This is a genomic window from Leclercia sp. 1548, assembly GCF_050435045.1.
GTDB lineage: Bacteria > Pseudomonadota > Gammaproteobacteria > Enterobacterales > Enterobacteriaceae > Enterobacter > Enterobacter adecarboxylatus.
Genome location: NZ_JBNDJP010000005.1, coordinates 83,462 through 103,161 on the forward strand (window position 1 = coordinate 83,462; position 19,700 = coordinate 103,161).

The 19,700-nt window shown below is 57.6% G+C and carries 21 protein-coding genes and 1 tRNA gene; 13 read left to right on the forward strand and 9 right to left on the reverse strand.

Annotated features, from left to right (window positions below; all coding sequences use genetic code 11):
- The first annotated feature begins 742 nt into the window (after positions 1-742).
- The 9 genes from ABIE02_RS14870 to ABIE02_RS14910 all read left to right on the forward strand — a co-directional run bounded on the left by ABIE02_RS14870 (position 743) and on the right by ABIE02_RS14910 (position 7,185).
- Positions 743-1,570, forward strand: a complete 828-nt coding sequence (locus tag ABIE02_RS14870; RefSeq protein ID WP_165718353.1) for an urease accessory protein UreD — start codon at positions 743-745, stop codon at positions 1,568-1,570.
- A gap of 10 nt (positions 1,571-1,580) precedes the next feature.
- Positions 1,581-1,883 (forward strand): urease subunit gamma, encoded by a 303-nt coding sequence (locus ABIE02_RS14875; RefSeq protein ID WP_032614226.1) that lies wholly within the window; start codon positions 1,581-1,583, stop codon positions 1,881-1,883.
- An 11-nt stretch (positions 1,884-1,894) separates the two neighbouring features.
- Positions 1,895-2,209 carry an urease subunit beta gene (locus tag ABIE02_RS14880; RefSeq protein WP_165718354.1) on the forward strand — a complete coding sequence of 105 codons (315 nt, stop codon included), beginning with the start codon at positions 1,895-1,897 and terminating at the stop codon, positions 2,207-2,209.
- Entirely contained in the window at positions 2,202-3,905 is a 1,704-nt protein-coding gene (gene ureC / locus ABIE02_RS14885) for an urease subunit alpha (protein WP_336994973.1), read from the forward strand. The genes ABIE02_RS14880 and ureC overlap by 8 nt, the downstream gene beginning before the upstream one ends.
- Positions 3,906-3,914: 9 nt before the next feature.
- Positions 3,915-4,385, forward strand: a complete 471-nt coding sequence (ureE, locus tag ABIE02_RS14890) for an urease accessory protein UreE (protein ID WP_032614233.1) — start codon at positions 3,915-3,917, stop codon at positions 4,383-4,385.
- Between the two features lie 9 nt (positions 4,386-4,394).
- Positions 4,395-4,934, forward strand: coding sequence for a HupE/UreJ family protein (locus ABIE02_RS14895; protein WP_165718355.1), 540 nt, complete (start codon positions 4,395-4,397; stop codon positions 4,932-4,934).
- Positions 4,934-5,605 carry an urease accessory protein UreF gene (locus tag ABIE02_RS14900; RefSeq protein ID WP_144838445.1) on the forward strand — a complete coding sequence of 224 codons (672 nt, stop codon included), beginning with the start codon at positions 4,934-4,936 and terminating at the stop codon, positions 5,603-5,605. Before ABIE02_RS14895 ends, ABIE02_RS14900 begins: the two co-directional genes overlap by 1 nt.
- A 9-nt stretch (positions 5,606-5,614) precedes the next feature.
- Positions 5,615-6,232 (forward strand): urease accessory protein UreG, encoded by a 618-nt coding sequence (gene ureG, locus ABIE02_RS14905; RefSeq protein ID WP_429211309.1) that lies wholly within the window; start codon positions 5,615-5,617, stop codon positions 6,230-6,232.
- A 305-nt stretch (positions 6,233-6,537) separates the two neighbouring features.
- A complete protein-coding gene (locus ABIE02_RS14910; protein ID WP_032614242.1) occupies positions 6,538-7,185 on the forward strand; it encodes a LuxR C-terminal-related transcriptional regulator in 648 nt (215 codons plus the stop codon).
- 17 nt (positions 7,186-7,202) lie between these two features.
- Here the strand turns inward: ABIE02_RS14910 and tsaD are convergent, their stop codons facing one another.
- Complete coding sequence (gene tsaD / locus ABIE02_RS14915; protein ID WP_032614244.1) at positions 7,203-8,216, reverse strand: tRNA (adenosine(37)-N6)-threonylcarbamoyltransferase complex transferase subunit TsaD; 1,014 nt, start codon at positions 8,214-8,216, stop codon at positions 7,203-7,205.
- A 236-nt stretch (positions 8,217-8,452) separates the two neighbouring features.
- Here tsaD and rpsU point away from each other — a divergent pair, with 236 nt between their 5' ends.
- From rpsU to rpoD, 3 genes are all read left to right on the forward strand, one after another.
- Positions 8,453-8,668 carry a 30S ribosomal protein S21 gene (gene rpsU / locus ABIE02_RS14920; RefSeq protein WP_001144069.1) on the forward strand — a complete coding sequence of 72 codons (216 nt, stop codon included), beginning with the start codon at positions 8,453-8,455 and terminating at the stop codon, positions 8,666-8,668.
- Positions 8,669-8,826: 158 nt separating this feature from the next.
- Positions 8,827-10,572 (forward strand): DNA primase, encoded by a 1,746-nt coding sequence (gene dnaG, locus ABIE02_RS14925; RefSeq protein WP_032614246.1) that lies wholly within the window; start codon positions 8,827-8,829, stop codon positions 10,570-10,572.
- Positions 10,573-10,679: 107 nt separating this feature from the next.
- Positions 10,680-12,566: an RNA polymerase sigma factor RpoD gene (gene rpoD, locus ABIE02_RS14930; protein WP_336994995.1), complete on the forward strand. Its 1,887-nt coding sequence runs from the start codon at positions 10,680-10,682 to the stop codon at positions 12,564-12,566.
- Between the two features lie 349 nt (positions 12,567-12,915).
- Here the strand turns inward: rpoD and mug are convergent, their stop codons facing one another.
- A complete protein-coding gene (gene mug, locus ABIE02_RS14935; RefSeq protein ID WP_032614250.1) occupies positions 12,916-13,422 on the reverse strand; it encodes a G/U mismatch-specific DNA glycosylase in 507 nt (168 codons plus the stop codon).
- A gap of 125 nt (positions 13,423-13,547) precedes the next feature.
- On the opposite strand from mug, the gene ABIE02_RS14940 reads away from it, so the two are divergent.
- Positions 13,548-13,623 (forward strand) — tRNA-Ile (locus tag ABIE02_RS14940).
- Positions 13,624-13,756: 133 nt separating this feature from the next.
- Here the strand turns inward: ABIE02_RS14940 and ABIE02_RS14945 are convergent.
- The 7 genes from ABIE02_RS14945 to ABIE02_RS14975 form a co-directional block, all read right to left on the reverse strand.
- Positions 13,757-13,975 (reverse strand): ogr/Delta-like zinc finger family protein, encoded by a 219-nt coding sequence (locus ABIE02_RS14945; RefSeq protein WP_071886516.1) that lies wholly within the window; start codon positions 13,973-13,975, stop codon positions 13,757-13,759.
- 68 nt (positions 13,976-14,043) lie between these two features.
- Positions 14,044-15,144 (reverse strand): phage late control D family protein, encoded by a 1,101-nt coding sequence (locus ABIE02_RS14950; protein WP_059307188.1) that lies wholly within the window; start codon positions 15,142-15,144, stop codon positions 14,044-14,046.
- Positions 15,141-15,626 (reverse strand): phage tail protein, encoded by a 486-nt coding sequence (locus ABIE02_RS14955; RefSeq protein WP_059307187.1) that lies wholly within the window; start codon positions 15,624-15,626, stop codon positions 15,141-15,143. Before ABIE02_RS14955 ends, ABIE02_RS14950 begins: the two co-directional genes overlap by 4 nt.
- Positions 15,623-18,697: a phage tail tape measure protein gene (locus ABIE02_RS14960; protein ID WP_059307186.1), complete on the reverse strand. Its 3,075-nt coding sequence runs from the start codon at positions 18,695-18,697 to the stop codon at positions 15,623-15,625. Before ABIE02_RS14960 ends, ABIE02_RS14955 begins: the two co-directional genes overlap by 4 nt.
- Positions 18,690-18,809, reverse strand: a complete 120-nt coding sequence (locus ABIE02_RS14965; RefSeq protein ID WP_007848878.1) for a GpE family phage tail protein — start codon at positions 18,807-18,809, stop codon at positions 18,690-18,692. Before ABIE02_RS14965 ends, ABIE02_RS14960 begins: the two co-directional genes overlap by 8 nt.
- 14 nt (positions 18,810-18,823) lie before the next feature.
- On the reverse strand, positions 18,824-19,126 hold the full coding sequence (locus tag ABIE02_RS14970; RefSeq protein WP_059307185.1) for a phage tail assembly protein: 303 nt from the start codon (positions 19,124-19,126) through the stop codon (positions 18,824-18,826).
- Positions 19,127-19,180: 54 nt separating this feature from the next.
- Positions 19,181-19,696 (reverse strand): phage major tail tube protein, encoded by a 516-nt coding sequence (locus tag ABIE02_RS14975; RefSeq protein WP_059307184.1) that lies wholly within the window; start codon positions 19,694-19,696, stop codon positions 19,181-19,183.
- Between the last annotated feature and the right edge of the window lie 4 nt (positions 19,697-19,700).

The following is a 19,700-nucleotide window of genomic DNA, read 5'->3' on the forward strand; positions in this document are numbered from 1 at the left end:
TTTTATTTTAAATTAACTGTTTGTTTTAAGGTAATTTGTCTTTTAAAGGAGTGGAATCGTTCCGTTCACTTTCACTCCTCTGCTTTATGTGTAATCCGCTGCGGTGAACGTGTTAAGGGGGCTGCCGCCGCCCCCTTAACAATCCCGGCTCCCGGCAAAGAAAATCGTCGCTTCGCGATGCCTTCGGCTTATTCCCTTCGGCTATCGGGTCGGGCGTGATCCTACATCCCTGTAGGTCACGCCCTCTTGGCGCATCCCTGCGCCTCGCCCCGGCCTGCGGTCAACGCCTCAGCGATTTTCAGCCGGACTTTCGCTCCCTCAACCTTCTCTGCGGTTTGAATGTGGCACGGGTGTTGAGTCCCCGCTGAAACCGGCGAACCGGAGACCGGATGACAAGGGCTGGACGCCAGGGATGGCGGCCAGAGGCGAATCGAGACAGGATGTCGAGTTGAGCCGACCGCAGGCAGCCGGTCGGGAGGTGAGCGTAGTGCGAAGCACCGATTTCGTCGCGGGGCCGCGGGGATTGCAAAGGGGGCGGCGGCAAGCCCCCTTTGCACGTTCACCGCAGCGGGGTGTACATAAACCAGAAGAGTCATAGTGAACGGAACCCTTCCACCATTCTCCCAAAATTATTCAACACAGTTAGCAAACAGCCCCCCATCCATAAGTGACTCATATGACAGCCTTCATTTCCGCCAGGGCATACTAAAAAACACCCCGATGGCGAGCAGATGGATGAAGCATGTCAGCAACTCAGATGGTGGATAAAACAGTCAAAGGCTGGCAGGCATCGCTTGCTTTGCAGTTTTGTCACACCCCTGAAAAAACCCTCCTTCACTCTGCCCGCCATGTTGGGCCGCTCACCGTACAACGCCCGTTCTATCCCGAAGAGGAAACCTGCCACCTCTACCTGCTCCACCCGCCGGGTGGCATTGTCGGCGGGGATGAACTGACGATCGACGTCCATCTTGCAGCCGGCAGCCACGCGCTCATCACCATGCCCGGTGCCAGCAAGTTCTATCGCAGCAACGGCGCGCTGGCGCGGCTCGATCAGCACTTCACCCTGGATGAGCACGCAATCCTGGAGTGGCTACCGCAGGACACCATTTTCTTTCCGGGTGCCAATGCCGCGCTGCGCTCGGTGTTCCATTTGCAGCGCAGCAGTACCCTGCTGGCCTGGGAGCTGTTTTGCCTCGGCCGCCCGGTGATCAACGAAACCTTTAGCCATGGGCGCATTGAGAGTCGCCTGGAGGTCTGGATCGAGGGCGAGCCGCTGCTGATCGAGCGCCAGCACCTGGCCGATGGCGATCTGACGCCCGTGGCGGAACACCCGTGGGTCGGCACCCTGCTCTTTTACCCGGCAACCGAACCGCTGCTGGATACGGCCCGTGAAGCACTGGCCCCGCTGGAGCACTTCGCGGGGGCCACCCTCACCGACGGCTTGCTGTCGGTCCGTTTTCTGGCCCATGACAACCTGATTTGCCAGCAGGCAATGCGCGAGATCTGGCAGCGCCTGCGCCCGCAACTCACCGCCAAAGCCCCCTGCTCGCCCCGAATCTGGCACACCTGAGAGACGCACGATGGAACTGACCCCCAGAGAAAAAGACAAGCTATTGCTGTTTACCGCCGCGCTGGTGGCCGAGCGCCGTCTCGCCCGCGGTGTGAAGCTCAATTACCCGGAATCGGTGGCCCTGATCAGCGCCTTCATTATGGAAGGCGCGCGTGACGGGCAGACAGTGGCAGAGCTGATGGAAGCCGGTCGCCACGTCCTGAACCGCAGCCAGGTGATGGAGGGCGTGCCGGAGATGATCCCGGACATTCAGGTGGAGGCCACCTTCCCGGACGGCTCCAAGCTGGTCACCGTTCACAATCCGATCCTGTAAGGGGGCACAACATGATCCCAGGCGAATATCAAATCCAACTCGGACAGATCGTGATTAATGCCGGGCGCAACACCCTGACCACGATCGTCGAGAATCACGGGGATCGTCCGATCCAGGTCGGATCCCATTACCATTTTTACGAAGTAAACCCGGCGCTGAAGTTCGATCGTGAACCCACCAAAGGCTACCGGCTGAACATTGCCGCCGGTACCGCCGTGCGCTTTGAACCCGGACAGAAACGCGCCGTGACGCTGGTACAGGTAGCGGGCGCCCAGCGGATTGTCGGCTTTCGCGGCGAGGTGATGGGCGAGGTGAACAATGGCTGAGATCTCGCGTCAGGCCTATGCCGACATGTTTGGCCCTACCACTGGCGATAAAGTGCGGCTGGCCGATACCGACCTGTGGATCGAGGTGGAACAGGATCTGACGATCTACGGCGAAGAGGTCAAATTCGGCGGCGGCAAAGTGATCCGCGACGGCATGGGCCAGGGGCAGATGACCGCCCGGGACTGCGTGGATCTGGTGCTGACCAACGCCCTGATCGTCGATCACTGGGGGATCGTCAAAGCCGATATCGGCGTGAAGGACGGCAGGATCGTTGCCGTCGGTAAAGCCGGTAACCCGGATATTCAGCCCGGCGTGACCATCTCCATTGGCGCGGCCACCGAGGTGATTGCCGCCGAAGGCAAGATCGTCACCGCAGGCGGAGTGGATACCCACATTCACTGGATCTGCCCGCAGCAGGCCGAAGAGGCGCTGGTCTCCGGCGTGACCACCATGATTGGCGGCGGTACCGGTCCCGCCGCAGGCACCCACGCCACCACCTGCACGCCGGGGCCATGGTACATCGCACGCATGTTACAAGCCGCCGACACGCTGCCGGTCAATATTGGCCTGCTGGGCAAAGGCAACGGTTCAAATCCCGATGCCCTGCGCGAACAGGTGGCCGCCGGGGCTATCGGGCTGAAAATTCATGAGGACTGGGGATCAACCCCTGCGACAATCGACTGCTCTCTGACGGTGGCGGACGAGATGGATATCCAGGTGGCGCTGCACAGCGACACCCTTAACGAGGCAGGGTTTGTCGAAGACACCCTGGCGGCCATCGCCGGGCGCACTATTCATACCTTCCACACCGAGGGGGCGGGCGGCGGCCATGCGCCGGATATTATCACCGCCTGCGCGCACCCCAACATTTTGCCCTCCTCCACTAACCCGACGCTGCCGTACACCATCAACACTATCGACGAACATCTGGACATGCTGATGGTTTGCCACCATCTCGACCCGGATATTGCTGAAGACGTGGCCTTCGCCGAATCACGTATTCGCCGCGAGACCATCGCCGCCGAGGACGTGCTGCACGACATCGGTGCCTTCTCGCTCACCTCGTCGGATTCGCAGGCGATGGGCCGGGTAGGCGAAGTGATTATCCGCACCTGGCAAGTGGCGCATCGCATGAAGGTGCAGCGTGGCGCGCTGCCTGAAGAGCGTGGCGATAACGATAACCTGCGGGTGAAGCGCTATATCGCCAAATACACCATTAACCCGGCATTGACCCACGGCATCGCCCACGAGGTCGGATCGATTGAGGCCGGGAAGCTGGCGGATCTGGTGGTCTGGTCCTCCGCCTTCTTTGGCGTCAAGCCCGCCACCATCGTCAAAGGCGGGATGATCGCCTGCGCGCCGATGGGCGACATTAACGCCTCGATCCCCACCCCGCAGCCGGTGCACTACCGGCCCATGTTTGGTGCGCTGGGCGCTGCCCGCCATGCCACCCGCCTGACGTTTCTCTCGCAGGCCGCCGCCGATAACGGCATCGCGCAGCAGTTGAACCTGCAGAGCGCCACCGCGGTGGTCAAAGGCTGCCGGACGGTGAAAAAGGCCGACATGATCCACAACGGCCTGCAGCCCAATATTACCGTCGATGCGCAAACCTACGAGGTGCGCATTGATGGGGAACTGATCACCAGCGCACCGGCAGAGGTTCTGCCGATGGCGCAACGCTATTTCCTGTTCTGAGGAGGATTCATGATCACCTTAACCCAACGCCTCGACCATCCCCATCCCGTTACCGCAAGCGTGACGCTGCCGATTGATGTGCGGGTAAAAAGCCGTGCCCGCGTGGTTCTGGACGACGGGCGCGATGCGGGGCTGATATTGCCGCGCGGTTTGCTGCTGCGCGGCGGCGACCTGCTCACCAGTGAAGACGGGCGTGAGGTGGTGGAGGTGATTGCCGCCGCCGAGCCGCTGTCGGTGGTGCGCTGCGCCGATCCGTTCCTGCTGGCGCGCGCCTGCTATCACCTGGGCAACCGCCACGTGCCGCTGCAAATTCTGCCCGGCGAGCTGCGCTATCACCACGATCATGTGCTGGATGAGATGCTGCACCTGTTCGACCTGGAGGTGACCTTCGCCAGGCTGCCCTTTGAACCCGAAGCGGGCGCATACGCCAGCGAAGGGCATTCGCATTCACATTCGCACTCTCACGCTCATTCACATTAAGGATCCCTCATGCGTAAGTTCTTACCCCTGCTGCTGCTGGCATTTTCGCTGCCCGCGCTGGCCCATCCCGGTCACGGTGCTGACAGTTTTCAGGCAGGCTTTTTCCATCCCCTGACCGGTCTTGACCATCTGCTGATGCTCACCGGGGCGGGCGTTCTTGCCGCGTTGAGTGGCCGCCAGCTGCTGATGCCCTTTGCCACCCTCGGCATGATGTTAACCGGTGCTATCGCGGGTAGCCTGCTGGGCGATTTTGGCGGGATGGAGATGCTGATCATCGCCTCGCTGGCGGTATGCGGCGTGATGATGTTCAAAACTGAAAACCGCCTGCTGCTGGCCGTTCCGGCGCTGGCGATGTTCCACGGCTGGGCACACGGCGTTGAGATGGCAGGCCACAGCTTCTGGCTGTTCACCAGCGGCTTTATGCTCGCCAGCGCCGCCGTGCTGTGCGTCAGCTTTGCTGCGGGTAGGCTGCTGCGCCGTCATGATGGGCTGCGTAAAATCTTTGGCGGCGGGCTGATCGCCTCTGCCCTGCTGGCGTTGATGAGCTGATGGAACCCTCCCGCCAGCTGCGTCTGATGCAGCTTGCCAGCAGCAGCCTGCCGGTGGGGTCGTTTACCTGGTCGCAGGGGCTGGAGTGGGCAACGGAAGCCGGCTGGATCACCACCCCGGAAGCGTTCAAAGCCTGGCAGTGTCAGCAGATGGAGCAGAGCTTTTTCTGCGTCGACCTGCCGCTGTTTTCACGTCTGTATCACGCCTGCGAGCAGCAGGATATCGCTGCGGCCTCACGCTGGACGGCATACCTGCTCGCCTGCCGTGAAACCCGCGAGCTGCGAGAAGAGGAGCGCAACCGCGGCGCGGCGTTTACCCGTCTGATTAAAAGCTGGGAGACGGACTGCCCGCCCGACTGGCTGCCGCTGTTTTCGCAAAGCCAGCTGTGCGGCATGGCCTGGCTCGGCGTGCGCTGGGGCATTCACCTGCGCGAGATGGCGTTAAGCCTCGGCTACAGCTGGATTGAGAGCGCGGTAATGGCGGGCGTTAAGCTCGTGCCCTTTGGCCAGCAGGCGGCCCAGCTGTTGATCATCGACCTCTGCGATTATTTTGCCGACGGGCTGGAGCAGGCGCTTTTGCGCCGCGATGACCAGTTGGGGGCGGCCACGCCGCTCTCTGCCATCGCCTCGGCGCGTCACGAAACCCAATATTCACGGTTATTCCGTTCCTGAGGAGTCTCTATGTCTGAGTACAAACATCCCCTGCGCGTGGGCGTCGGCGGCCCGGTGGGTTCGGGTAAAACCGCGCTGCTGGAAGCGTTATGTAAAGCGATGCGCGACCAGTATCAGCTGGCCGTGGTGACCAACGATATCTACACCAAAGAAGATCAGCGCATCCTCACCGAAGCGGGCGCCCTGGAGCCGGAGCGCATTGTCGGCGTGGAAACGGGCGGCTGCCCGCATACCGCGATCCGCGAAGATGCCTCAATGAACCTGGCGGCGGTGAAAGCGCTGAGTGAAAAATTTGGCAATCTGGATCTGATCTTTGTCGAGAGTGGCGGGGATAACCTGAGCGCCACCTTCAGCCCGGAGCTGGCGGATCTGACGATCTATGTGATCGACGTGGCGGAAGGGGAAAAGATCCCGCGTAAGGGCGGGCCGGGGATCACCAAATCTGATTTTCTGGTGATCAACAAAACCGATCTGGCCCCCTATGTCGGCGCTTCGCTGGCGGTAATGGAGAGCGACACCAACCGTATGCGTGGCGAACGGCCATGGACGTTTACCAACCTGAAAGCGGGCAACGGTCTGGCGACGATTATTGCCTTCCTGGAAGAGAAAGGGATGCTGAAGATGTAAACAAGCCTGGCGCAATGCCAGGCTGTTGCGCTGAGTTATGGCGGCGTCCTGCTCATCAGGTGCCGCCAGCGATCGCCCCGGTATGACGGATGTAAAGATCCAACGTATAGCCGGTAATGTGCCGTCCAAATAATTCGACTGCCAGGTCTTCTCCCCGGGATCAACGTCATTGGCGGCACGTTAATATGAAATATGTCAAATCCCTGTGGCGGATAAAAATATTGCTTCCCGTGCAATCCAGCCGAAGTCACGCCATATAAAATCGCCTTCTGCGCAAATAATTAATACCGCTTAAGGAAAATCCAATGACAATGAAAATGGTGATCGCGGATGAGTACACCGTGATTCGCCGGGGTGTCCGCGCCATGATCAGCAACAACGCCTCTCTGACGCTCTCTTTTTGTGGAGAAGCGGACTCGGTCGGCGAGCTTCTGGCGTTGCTGGCACGCGAAACCCCCGACATTTTGTTGCTGGGCTATACGCTGCGGGATCCGCAAAACGGCATGGAGGGGCTGGCGCTGGTGAAGTGGTTAACCCGCCATTATCCGGCGCTGCAGGTGATGATGCTCTCGCCCGACACCAATCCGCTGATGATCCGCCTCGCACTGGAAGCAGGGGCGAAAGCCTGGCTCAGCCGCCACAGCGATGAAAAAATCCTCAGCCAGGCGCTACAGTCGGTGATCGATGGCGAAGTGTACGTCGAGCGCACCCTGATGAATGCCCTCTTTAAAGGCGGGAAAATGATGAACGAGACGCTGTCCGTCCGGGAGACCGATGTGCTGCGCTTGATTTGTCGGGGGCTGAGCCTGACGGATATCTCGCGGCGTATGCATTTGAGCATTAAAACCGTGAGCGCCCATAAAATGCGGGCCATGGAAAAGTTGGGGGTGAAGAACAGCTGCCAGCTCTATTGTCTGTTAGCGAAAACCCGGATGTTTGATATGGCGCTTTAACATCCGGGTTTCTTCCATCAGGCGGCCGGCAGTTCAGCCAGTGGCCAGCGTGGACGTACAGAGACGCTCAGATCCGCCGTGGCATCGGGCTTCAGGCGCACCATCCCGGCATAGGCGATCATCGCCCCGTTATCGGTACAAAATTCCGGGCGGGCATAGAACACTTCACCGCGACGCTTTTGCATCATCTCTGCCAACTTCGCGCGCAGGGTACGGTTGGCGCTAACGCCACCCGCCATCACCAGACGCTTAAAGCCCGTCTGATCCAGCGCGCGCTTGCACTTGATCATCAGGGTATCCACCACCGCATCTTCAAAAGCACGGGCGATATCCGCGCGAGTCTGGTCGTCGTCGGCATTATTACGGATGGTATTCGCCGCGAAGGTTTTCAGCCCGGAGAAGCTGAAATCCAGACCCGGACGATCGGTCATCGGACGTGGGAAAACGAAGCGCCCTTCCGTCCCCTGCGACGCCATTTTTGACAGCATTGGGCCGCCCGGGTAATCAAGCCCCAGCAGCTTGGCGGTTTTATCGAAAGCTTCGCCCGCCGCATCGTCAATGGATTCGCCCAGCAGTTCATACTGACCAATGCCGGTGACGCTGATCAGCTGGGTATGGCCGCCGGAAACCAGCAGCGCCACGAACGGAAATTCCGGTGGATTCTCTTCCAGCATCGGTGCCAGCAGATGCCCTTCCATATGGTGAACCGGGATTGCCGGTACATCCCATGCGAATGCCAGCGAACGGCCAATGGTGGCACCAACCAGCAGCGCGCCGACCAGCCCGGGACCGGCCGTGTAGGCCACGGCATCAATATCCTTAGCCGTTAAGCCCGCCTCTTTCAGCGCCGCCTGAATCAATGGCACCGTTTTACGCACATGGTCGCGGGAGGCCAGCTCCGGCACCACGCCGCCGTAGTCAGCGTGTAATTTCACCTGACTATACAGTTGGTTGGCGACCAGCCCTTTTTCATCGTCGTAAATCGCGATGCCGGTTTCATCGCAGGACGTTTCAATACCCAGTACACGCATGACTTGTTTTACCTCACTCAGATATCGCGCAGTGTAGAGCCTGGGCGGGTTGATGTAAAACTTTCCTCACCCCTGGAGTTCTCTTCGTGTATACTCCTCACCCTTATAAAAGTCCCTTTCAAAAACGGCCGCGGTGCTTTACAAAGCAGCAGCAATTGCAGTAAAATTCCGCACCATTTTGAAATAAGCTGGCGTTGATGCCAGCGGCAAACCGAATTTATAAAGGTGAGAGTTACATGCCGGTAATTAAAGTACGTGAAAACGAGCCGTTCGACGTAGCACTGCGTCGCTTCAAGCGTTCATGCGAGAAAGCAGGTGTTCTGGCTGAAGTTCGTCGTCGTGAGTTCTATGAAAAACCAACGACTGAACGTAAGCGCGCTAAAGCTTCTGCTGTGAAACGTCACGCGAAGAAACTGGCTCGCGAAAACGCACGCCGTACTCGTCTGTACTAATCTTTTGAGGACGCACGTCCTCAATTGTCAGACAGAGTAGTAGTCGTAAGGCCGTGCTTCCGGAAGGAATGCGCGGCTTGTTTTCGTTTATGAATCAGAATTTACACAAAATCATTCACACTGTATCAGTTGAAGGATGAAGTGTAATCACGGGGCCTATGGCTGGACGAATCCCACGCGTTTTCATCAATGATCTGCTTGCCAGAACCGACATCGTCGATCTCATCGACGCGCGGGTAAAGCTGAAGAAGCAGGGCAAGAACTACCATGCGTGCTGTCCATTCCATAACGAAAAAACCCCCTCTTTCACCGTAAACGGTGAAAAACAGTTCTACCACTGCTTCGGCTGTGGCGCGCACGGCAACGCCGTCGACTTTTTGATGAACTACGACAAGCTCGAGTTCGTTGAAACCGTCGAAGAGCTGGCAGCCATGCACAACCTTGAAGTGCCGTATGAAGCAGGCAGTGGGCCAAGTCAGATAGAGCGTCATCAACGACAAACGCTGTATCAGCTGATGGACGGCCTGAACGCATTTTACCAACAGTCTCTCAAGCAACCTGCCGCTGAGCCTGCGCGTCAATATCTGAACAAGCGCGGACTGAGCGACGATGTTATTGCGCGTTTCGCTATTGGTTACGCCCCTCCCGGCTGGGATAACGTGTTAAAGCGTTTTGGCGGCAATAGCGAAGATCGTAAATCCCTCATCGACGCGGGCATGCTGGTCACTAATGACAAGGGACGTAGCTATGACCGCTTCCGCGAACGGGTGATGTTCCCCATTCGTGACAAGCGTGGCCGGGTTATTGGTTTTGGTGGCCGCGTGCTGGGCGATGCCCTGCCGAAATACCTCAACTCCCCGGAAACCGATATTTTCCATAAAGGCCGCCAGCTGTATGGCCTGTATGAAGCCCAGCAGGATAACGCTGAACCGCAGCGCCTGTTGGTGGTCGAAGGCTATATGGATGTGGTGGCGCTGGCGCAGTTCGACATTAACTATGCCGTTGCGTCTTTGGGTACCTCTACCACCGCCGACCATATTCAGCTGCTGTTCCGGGTGACCAACACCGTGGTCTGCTGTTACGACGGCGACCGGGCCGGACGCGAAGCCGCCTGGCGCGCGCTGGAGACGGCGCTGCCTTATATGACCGACGGACGCCAGTTACGCTTTATGTTTCTGCCCGACGGCGAAGACCCCGATACGCTGGTGCGTAAAGAGGGCAAAGCGGCATTTGAAGCGCGGATGGAGCAGGCTCAGCCGCTCTCCACGTTTCTGTTTAACAGCCTGATGCCGCAGGTGGATTTGAGTACCCCGGATGGCCGCGCTCAGCTGAGCACCCTGGCCTTACCGCTGATTACTCAAGTGCCCGGCGAAACGTTGCGCATCTATCTGCGTCAGGAACTGGGTAAGAAACTCGGCATCCTGGATGACAGTCAGCTTGAACGTTTAATGCCAAAGCAGGCGGATGGCGGAGCAGCTCGCCCCGCGCCTCAGCTAAAACGCACAACCATGCGTATACTGATAGGACTGCTGGTACAGAACCCGGAACTGGCGCCAAAAGTGCCATCCCTGGCGGGTCTGGATCAGGAAAAGCTGCCTGGACTTGGCTTATTTGCAGAACTGGTCAACACTTGTCTTTCTCAGCCAGGTCTGACCACCGGGCAACTTTTAGAGCACTATCGCGGAACAAAAGCGTCCGCAACCCTTGAAAAACTGTCGATGTGGGACGATATAGCAGATAAAGATATCGCTGAAGAGACCTTCACCGACTCGCTCAACCATATGTTTGATTCGATGCTTGAGCTACGTCTTTCCGAATTGATCGCGCGCTCGCGAACCCACGGGTTAACGCCAGCCGAACGCGAAGAGGTGCGTGTGATTACTGAAGCACGTGCCCGAAAATGAATTTAACGGCTTAAGTGCCGAATACCGTTCGGGTAGATCCCGACAGCCGCACTGAGAGGCAGCGGCAAAAATACAAGTACGCCCTCGCTTTAAAGGTTGGCAGCCGTATCGCCGACACCAATCAAACGAATAAGTGTGGATACCGTCTTATGGAGCAAAACCCGCAGTCACAGCTGAAACTTCTTGTCCAACGTGGTAAGGAGCAAGGCTATCTGACCTATGCCGAGGTCAATGACCATCTGCCGGAAGATATCGTCGACTCCGATCAGATCGAAGACATCATCCAAATGATCAATGACATGGGTATTCAGGTGATGGAAGAAGCCCCTGATGCCGATGATCTGTTGCTTGCTGAAAACTCAAACAACACCGACGAAGATGCAGAAGAAGCTGCTGCACAGGTTCTGTCGAGCGTTGAGTCTGAAATCGGCCGCACGACAGACCCGGTGCGCATGTACATGCGTGAAATGGGTACCGTTGAACTGTTGACCCGCGAAGGCGAAATTGACATCGCTAAACGTATCGAAGACGGGATCAACCAGGTTCAGTGCTCTGTTGCCGAGTACCCTGAAGCCATCACCTATCTGCTCGAGCAGTACGATCGTGTGGAAGCAGAAGAAGCACGTCTGTCCGATCTGATCACCGGCTTTGTCGATCCGAACGCGGAAGAAGACATGGCGCCTACGGCGACGCACGTCGGCTCTGAACTGTCTCAGGAAGAGATGGACGATGACGAAGACGAAGACGAAGAAGAGAGCGACGACAGCAGCGACGATGATAACAGCATCGACCCTGAACTGGCGCGCGAGAAGTTCGCTGAACTGCGTACGCAGTATGAAGTGACCCGCGACACCATTAAAGCCAAAGGCCGTAGCCATGCTGCCGCTCAGGAAGAGATCCTGAAGCTTTCTGAAGTGTTCAAACAGTTCCGCCTGGTGCCAAAACAGTTCGATTACCTGGTTAACAGCATGCGCGTCATGATGGACCGCGTCCGTACCCAGGAACGCATCATCATGAAGATGTGCGTTGAACAGTGCAAAATGCCGAAGAAGAACTTCATCACCCTGTTCACCGGCAACGAAACCAGCGAAACCTGGTTCAACGCGGCTATCGCGATGAACAAACCGTGGTCTGAAAAACTGCGTGATGTGGCTGAAGACGTACACCGTGGTCTGCAGAAGCTGCAACAGATTGAAGAAGAGACCGGCCTGACTATCGAGCAGGTAAAAGACATTAACCGTCGTATGTCCATCGGTGAAGCGAAAGCCCGCCGTGCGAAGAAAGAGATGGTTGAAGCGAACTTGCGTCTGGTTATCTCTATCGCCAAGAAATACACCAACCGCGGCCTGCAGTTCCTGGATCTGATTCAGGAAGGTAACATCGGTCTGATGAAAGCGGTTGATAAGTTCGAATACCGTCGTGGTTACAAGTTCTCCACCTACGCAACCTGGTGGATCCGTCAGGCTATCACCCGCTCTATCGCGGATCAGGCGCGCACCATCCGTATTCCGGTGCATATGATTGAGACCATTAACAAGCTCAACCGTATTTCTCGCCAGATGCTGCAGGAGATGGGCCGCGAGCCGACGCCAGAAGAGCTGGCCGAGCGCATGCTGATGCCGGAAGATAAGATCCGCAAAGTGCTGAAGATCGCCAAAGAGCCAATCTCCATGGAAACGCCAATCGGCGATGATGAAGATTCGCATCTGGGTGATTTCATCGAGGATACCACCCTCGAGCTGCCGCTGGACTCTGCAACCACCGAGAGCCTGCGTGCCGCCACGCACGACGTACTGGCTGGCCTGACCGCCCGTGAAGCGAAAGTCCTGCGTATGCGTTTCGGTATCGATATGAATACCGACCACACGCTGGAAGAAGTGGGTAAACAGTTCGACGTGACCCGCGAACGTATCCGTCAGATCGAAGCGAAGGCGCTGCGTAAACTGCGCCATCCGAGCCGCTCTGAAGTGCTGCGTAGCTTCCTGGACGACTAATTGTCCTGAACGTAAAAAAGCTCCCTTCGGGGAGCTTTTTTGTTTCTTCTCCCCATGAAAATGGAAGAGGCTCGTTTTTCTTCCTTTCCCTATGGGAGAGGACTCGTCTTTCTTTCTCTCCCTATGGAAGGGGGCTCGTCTTCCCCCTCTCCCATTAAAGAGGCTCATCTTTCCGCTCTCCCCATGAAAGAAGACTCGTCTTCCCCCCCCCGTGGAAGAGGATTCGTCTTTCCCCCTCTCCCCATAGAAGAGAACTCGTCTTTCCGCCGCTTCCCGTGGAAGAGGGCTCGTTTTTCTCCCTCTCCCTGTGGGAGAGGGTCAGGGTGAGGGCATCAGGCCGCAGAGGGCTTCACAGCCCCCGTGTCACCAGCGCCTGATCCAGCTCCCGATACGCCTCTACCAGCTTATCCAGCGTCGCCCTGTTCAGCCCGCTCGGATTGGGCAGCACCCATACCTGCGTCACGCCGATGGTAATCTTCTGCTTTCCCCACTGCACCCCACGCTGGCTGAATGCCTGCTCGTAGGCCTGCTTGCCCAGAATCGCCAGCGCCGCAGGCTGGTAGTCCTCAATCTTCTTAATCAACTCGCGCCCGCCGCTGCGCAGCTCATGCAGATTCACCTCGCTCGCCTGCACCGTGGGCCGTTCCACCAGCATGGTGATGCCACAGCGCGTATCCAGCAGCTGTTGCTCCTCTTCCGGCTTCAGCAGCTTGTCGGTAAACCCCGCCTGATAGATCACCTTCCAGAAGCGATTTCCGGGATGAGCAAAGTGAAAACCGGTGTGGGCGGAGGACTTACCCGGGTTGATACCGCAGAACACCACCCGCAATCCTGGTGCAAGGATATCGTTGATCATGATTACTCCTGCTTAATGGTTCAGGCTCTAAGTATAAGAGATTGAAAATGGGTTGTTTATAAAAACAGCAGGCAGGTGGGTATGGCTGGATTGCAGCGAGGAGTTACTTTATAATCCTCCGCCACGGCCCCTTAGCTCAGTGGTTAGAGCAGGCGACTCATAATCGCTTGGTCGCTGGTTCAAGTCCAGCAGGGGCCACCAAATTTTAGCTTTAGAATCATATAATTAAGCCACTCTAACGAGTGGCTTTTTTGTTTTCTCAATCCATGTTGGCAGCAAAATGGCAGCAGTTTTTTTTCAGTGCCATTAAAAAACCCGCCGTAGCGGGTTTCTCTCAAAAGCTCATGTGCCCTTGACCGGCACTTGTAGGATGAGGCGGAGCCTGGTTTATCAGGTTTGGAGCTGCGATATAACGTACAACCGTTTCATGCGTCACAAAGGTGGTCCCACAGTTTATATTCTGGCACTGACAGTAGCGCTCCTTTGTCTGATCAGATACCCGAAAGCTACTCCGGGTATGTGCCGCGTGTCCGCATTTCGGGCAATTCATCATTTCCGCTCTCTCCGCTCCGTCCCCTGCAATCACACAATGATACACTAACTTCCATTTTGTGAACAAACTCATTCCATTTCTAAATCATCTATTTTCACTTCGAGTTCCAGGCTTGTAACAAAGCCGTTATCCGGGCCGATGGTATGGGTCAGCGTGGTTATGGTCCATTCAGCATCATCTATTGGCTGTTTAAAGCCGCTGACCTTTACCGGCATTTCCGTATAGAGATCGGCCCGGCCTTCTGCGAGCTGCAGCGAGAATGAAGCCACCCCGCGCTGCAGCCGTTCCCACTGCATTTTTGCAGCCCGTTCAGCATTAGCCCTGTTTGCATAGGTCCGGTTGAGTACCAGCACATTTTCATCCGTCCCCACCAGGTAATCCCCCGATTTCGCCTCCGGCTCCTTTGGTTTCGTGGCCCTCCTGCGGCGGCGCTTAACTTTCGTCATTTCCTTTTTCTTTGGTTCCCTGGTATGCAGCCAGCTGGCAATGACGCCGGTATAAGCGCCACGATCTGCCAGGGTAAAACGGTGGCCGTCACCCTCCTTTCGCGTGATGGTCACAACCGGCAGCGGCTTTCCGCTTGCCGTTCTCCCCTGCCCCTGCCGGATAAACAGCAGATTGCCGCTTTTGACTGACGCTATAGCACCGTACTGACGCGCCAGTTTCATCAGAAAGCTCGCGTCGCTTTCGTTCGTCTGGTCCAGGTGATCCAGCGACAGGCCTGACAAGTCCTGCCCTAATGCCATTTTGAGATTATGGCGGGTGGCGATTTCTCTGATAACGTCCCCCACGGTTGTCTGATGCCAGGACTTTTCACGGCGGATATTCAGGGTTGCCCGGAAATCAGCACTGCGGGCGCGAATCGTGAGGCGATCAGGTGCCCCGCTGTGCTCAATTTCATCGACGGTAAATGCCCCTTTAGGGAAAAGCGGCTGGCCTTCCCACCCCAGCGCAAACTGAATAACCGCACCGCGACGCGGCAGGACAATCTGCCCGTCCGCGTCATCCAGTTCCAGATCAAGCTGGTCCGCTTCAAAGCCCCGGTTATCAGTGAGCGTCACGCTCATCAGGCGCTTGTCCAGTGTTGTTGTTACGTCCTTACCTTCGATGACGATGTTAAAGGCCGGACTTTTGCCGTACAGACTGAGGAGTTCAGAATTGAAATTCACTGCAGCAGTCCTCCAACCGTATTAGTAATATTCCCTATCGCGGACGATGCGGAGTCTTTCAGGTTACTGAGCTGATCACTCAGGCTGCCAAACATATTGGACAGCGATTCATCCACCCGTTTGAGCGTCAGCGTGAACTCAATCCGCCGCGCCATCCCGCTTTCGAAAAACTCCGTCTTTGTCTGGTTCAGGCTCTCGATCACGAACATGCCATAAATAGTCCCGCTCCCCTCAATCAGCGGCCATGCCTTGCCCTGTTCTGCCATCTGCTCCAGGGCCAGCAGTGACAGCCTGCCGCCGGTAATTTCCGGCAGCAGGACACCGGAAAGCGTCAGCGAATCGTTATCCGGGCCAAGAAACTGCATTGACGGCCGGCGATTGATGCGGCTGTTCACCGCGTGCCGCCAGTTGCGCTGATACTGCAGTTCCTGATAAGGCACCGTGCGCAGCATGAAAACGTATAGCCCCAGCACCATCATCATGATTCATATCCCCCCTGGTCACTGTAATTGCTGCGCGCCTTCGCGCGGGTGCGGCGTTCCCGCTCGTCGAGCTGGCGGGCAACTTCGCGCGCAATATCCTGCGGGTTCTGCCCTGGCTGCGCATAAATTGTGATCGGCGCGTGCGTTTCAAAGTGCATTACTGCCGGTGCGCGCTCCACCTTTGCGGGCTGGCTCTGTTTGTATGCCGTTGCGGGAAGGCTGAACGGATGCAGGGGCGCGGCCTCTGCAGGTGTTACCGCCATGCCCAGGGTTCCGGCCACAACCGATGCCAGCGCTGCCGTGCGCCGCCTGCTGGTCACATTTGCCGGGCCGTTCACAATTTCGGGGCCATTCTCGCCGACTATGCCAAACTGGCCGCGCGGGATAGCGCCCCCGTTGTCGTACATGCCCGCAAAACCCATCGCAGAGAATCCGCCTGGCGGCAGTACCACTTTGCCGTCACTGTTCACCGTGGCGGACTGCTGCCGCACTACCTGGTCCGGCAGCTTCGCTTTCGCAGCCTCCTGGCTGACAATTCCCAGCTTCTCCAGAAGCCACGTTACGCCCGATTTCAGAGACTCCAGCGGCTGCATGACCATGCTCAGGCCTTCAGCCAGTGCCTCACCAAACCTTTTCCCCATGGCGGCCGCGTTGTTCAGCTCCTCCGCCGTGGATTTAACCGGCGTCAGCAGATCCCGGAACCATCCCCATAACGCCTGTACTTTATCCCCTATCCACTGGAATAAAGGCCGGACAGGCTCAAAGGCTGCGCTGATGGGAGCGGCCGCAGCCCTGAACCCTTCCACCACGCCGCCCAGAAAAGCGCCGATTGGCTGCCAGTATTTCCAGATGACCAGTGCCACACCCGCAAGTGCAGTAACTACCAGCCCGACAGGGCTGAGTAGCGCGCCCAGCAGTCCCGAAATACCGAAAAGTGCACCACGAAGTAAGGTGAGCGGACCGGATACCAGAAAGCGCAAAACTCCCCCGGCAGCGGTCAGCCCTCCACGAAGCGCCGCCAGGGGGTTCATCACTGCAGCTATCACGCTGCGTACTCCGGTCATTCCGGCGCGAAATACTGCCACCGGCGCGCCCGCCACCGCTTTCAGTGCATTGCCCGCAATTCCGGCTGAGCGATGCAGAGCATTCAGCGGGGCAGTAAGCAGGCCAGTGCTACTACCCGTGGAAGCCATTCCGCGTCGAACCAGGGAAAGTGGTGCATTTGCCAGCCATGTCAGCGCGCTGCCGGTGCGAGTAACCGCCGTGAATACAGACGGCAGCGCTTTTACGCCGAGCATGGATAAGCCAAACCGCAAGATCGCCAGCGGCCCCAGCACAGCCGCTACAACAACGGCTAACGTACCAAGCCCAAGGGTGATCGCGGCAGTAGCGGCTGCCACTTTCATCAGCGTGCCCGCAAGCTGCGGGTTAACTTCAATCCAGCGGCGCAGCGCCCCGGTTACGCTTTTCACGTAATCCATAATATCCATCAGTGGCTGGCGCAGCGTTTCGCCCAGACTGCTGAAAGCGTTCTGCGCCCCCGTTTTTACCAGCATCCACTGCGCAGAAAGTGAATCCCGGTTGATGTCGGACTCTTTCTGCATTGAGCCATTGGCGCCACTACCGGCAGTGAGCTGCAACTGGCGGCGCAGCTCCGGTAGGTTATTAGCCAGTTTTGCCGCATCATCGCCATATTCCTTGCCAAACAGCATCGTCATGGCGGACAGGCGTTTGTCCTGCGGCAGCTTTTCCACCTTTTCCATCACCTGCAGAATGGTGCCCATGGCATCCTTCGTCATCTGCTTCTCAAGCTGTTCAGGCTTGAGCTTCAGCATATCCAAGCCATCCATAAAGCGGTCACTTTGCATGGTGGCAATGGACAGCTCACGCACCATAGCGTTTGCAGCGCTGGCTGCCACCTCCGGTGCTGCGCCAAGTGACAGGAACGTGGAGCCAAGCGCGGCTGCCTTGCGGAAGTCCAGCCGGTCAGCCACGCCACCCATGCGCTGCAGCACGTCGATAATGTCCGCGCCCTTTGACATGGCGTTATCGTCCAGGTAGTTCAGCGCATCGCCCAGCTGCTCAATGTTGCGGGTTGGCACCTTATAGAGACTGGCGATTTTCCCCAGGCCTTCGGACAGTTCATCGGCGGGCAGTTCAAAGGCAGTTGCCGCTTTGGCTGCCGTACTGGCAAAGGCCAGAAGGTCACGCTTCTGGTCTTCCCATGAGTCATTCGGGTTCGCCACGTTCATACGTGCGCCTCCCTCGACCAGGGCGGCGTAGTCCACCGCGCCATTTTCCATGGGCAGCTGTTCACTGGCAGCCTTGATCGCATCCTGCATTTCATAGAACCGGGCGGTCCGGTTGCCATCATCGTCACGCAGTCCATTGACCTGCTTTGCCACACCTTTCATGGCATCTTCCATGCTGGCATAGCTTTTCACCGCCGCCACGACCGGCGCGCCCATTGCCAGCCCTGCGGCTGAGGTTGTGGCCCCTGCTCCGGCGATGCGATCCCGCACTTCCAGGCTTCGGGAATACTGCTCCCTGACGGCATTAACCCTGGCCTGCTGCTCACCGAGTCGTTTAAGGGACTTCTGCTGACGGTCCAGTGCCTGCCTGGTTTCGTCCGCATTCTGGCGCAGCTCGCGCTGGGCGCTGCTGAGCTTCCGGGTATCCATTCCGGCCTCGTTCAGCGCAAGGCGTTGCTTCTGCACCGACTGACGCAGGCCGTTGTATTTGGTCTGCAGTTCCGACACGGAGTTTCTGGCCTGCTCAAGCAGGCGGGCTTGCGCCGCCGTCGGGCGGTTTGTATCGGTAAACTGCGTGGCGAGCCGGGCCGCTTCTTCGCGGGCAGCCTTAAGGTTGTTACCGGTGACGGCCAGCTGCGCGCTGGTTTTACGAAAGCCTTCAATTTTCCCCGCCTGAGCGTCCAGCTCTTTCAGCCTGGCGCGGCTCTGTTGAATGGCGGTAGCCAGCTCTTTAGAGCTGGCCTGCGCAGTACGAAATGGGCGGGTGAGTTTATCAACCGCATTAAGAATCACCTGCAGACGCAGGTTAGTGTCACTCATCGCTGGCCCCGCTTCTCTGAATCGCTTTATGCCGCCACTCCAGCACTTCGGTCAGCGGCATAACGTCAGTGACGGACGGCGGCCAGTGAAAAATGGTGGCAATATCTGCCACCAGATCGTCAACCGTCAGGCTGTCGGTAAACCGGCAAGAACCGACTTCTTCAACAAAAAAGTCACCACCTCAACCGACAGCGCGGTGAGATCGGCGGGGTCCAGTTCTGCCATTTCCTGTGCCGTCAGGGTCGGGGTGGAGATACGCGGAATGACGGTCATCATTGCACCCACATCCATATCCATAATGGCCTGCAGGCGGGTGCCTCGCAGTGCGCCGGACTGGGGTTTACGCAGCACAATTTCCGTGATTTCACTGTTACCGCGCTTGATAGGGGTATCCAGCTGTACGGTCTTTTCGGTCAGCTTGTCGGTCATGTTCTTTTCCTGTTAATGGGTTACTGGCGCGGCTACCCGCGCCGTTAAGGTTAATCAGAGGCCCAGCGCGTTACGGTGCGCTTCCATCAGGTCCACGCCGTCAACGATTTCAATCATGTTGACCAGATCGACCTCATAGAGCACTTCGCCGTTAATGGTCAGCTTCGCGTAGCTGTTGGTGCTGCTGACTTTGGTGGTGTTGCTTTCGCCGGTCTTCCACTCCCCGGAATCCAGCTCCTTATGACGTCCGCGCACGACCAGCTCCACGGCCTGCACTTCCCCGGTGTCGTCACGTTGAATGGAGCCGGTAAAGCGCAGCTGAATACCGTCAACAGTCGTTGACCCCATCTGCTTGAATAACAGCAGTTCGGTGCCGCCAACCGTAAATTCCGTGTCCAGTGCGCCGTCATCCAGCCCCAGATCAATATCCACCGAGCCGGGCATACCACCGCCGCGATACTTATCAAACTTGCGCGTGAATTTCGGCAGGGTTACGGACTCAACGATCCCCTGCCAGTTGTTACCCGCGTTGAACAGGTTCAGGTGTTTTAACTTGCGTGGTAAAGCCATGGGG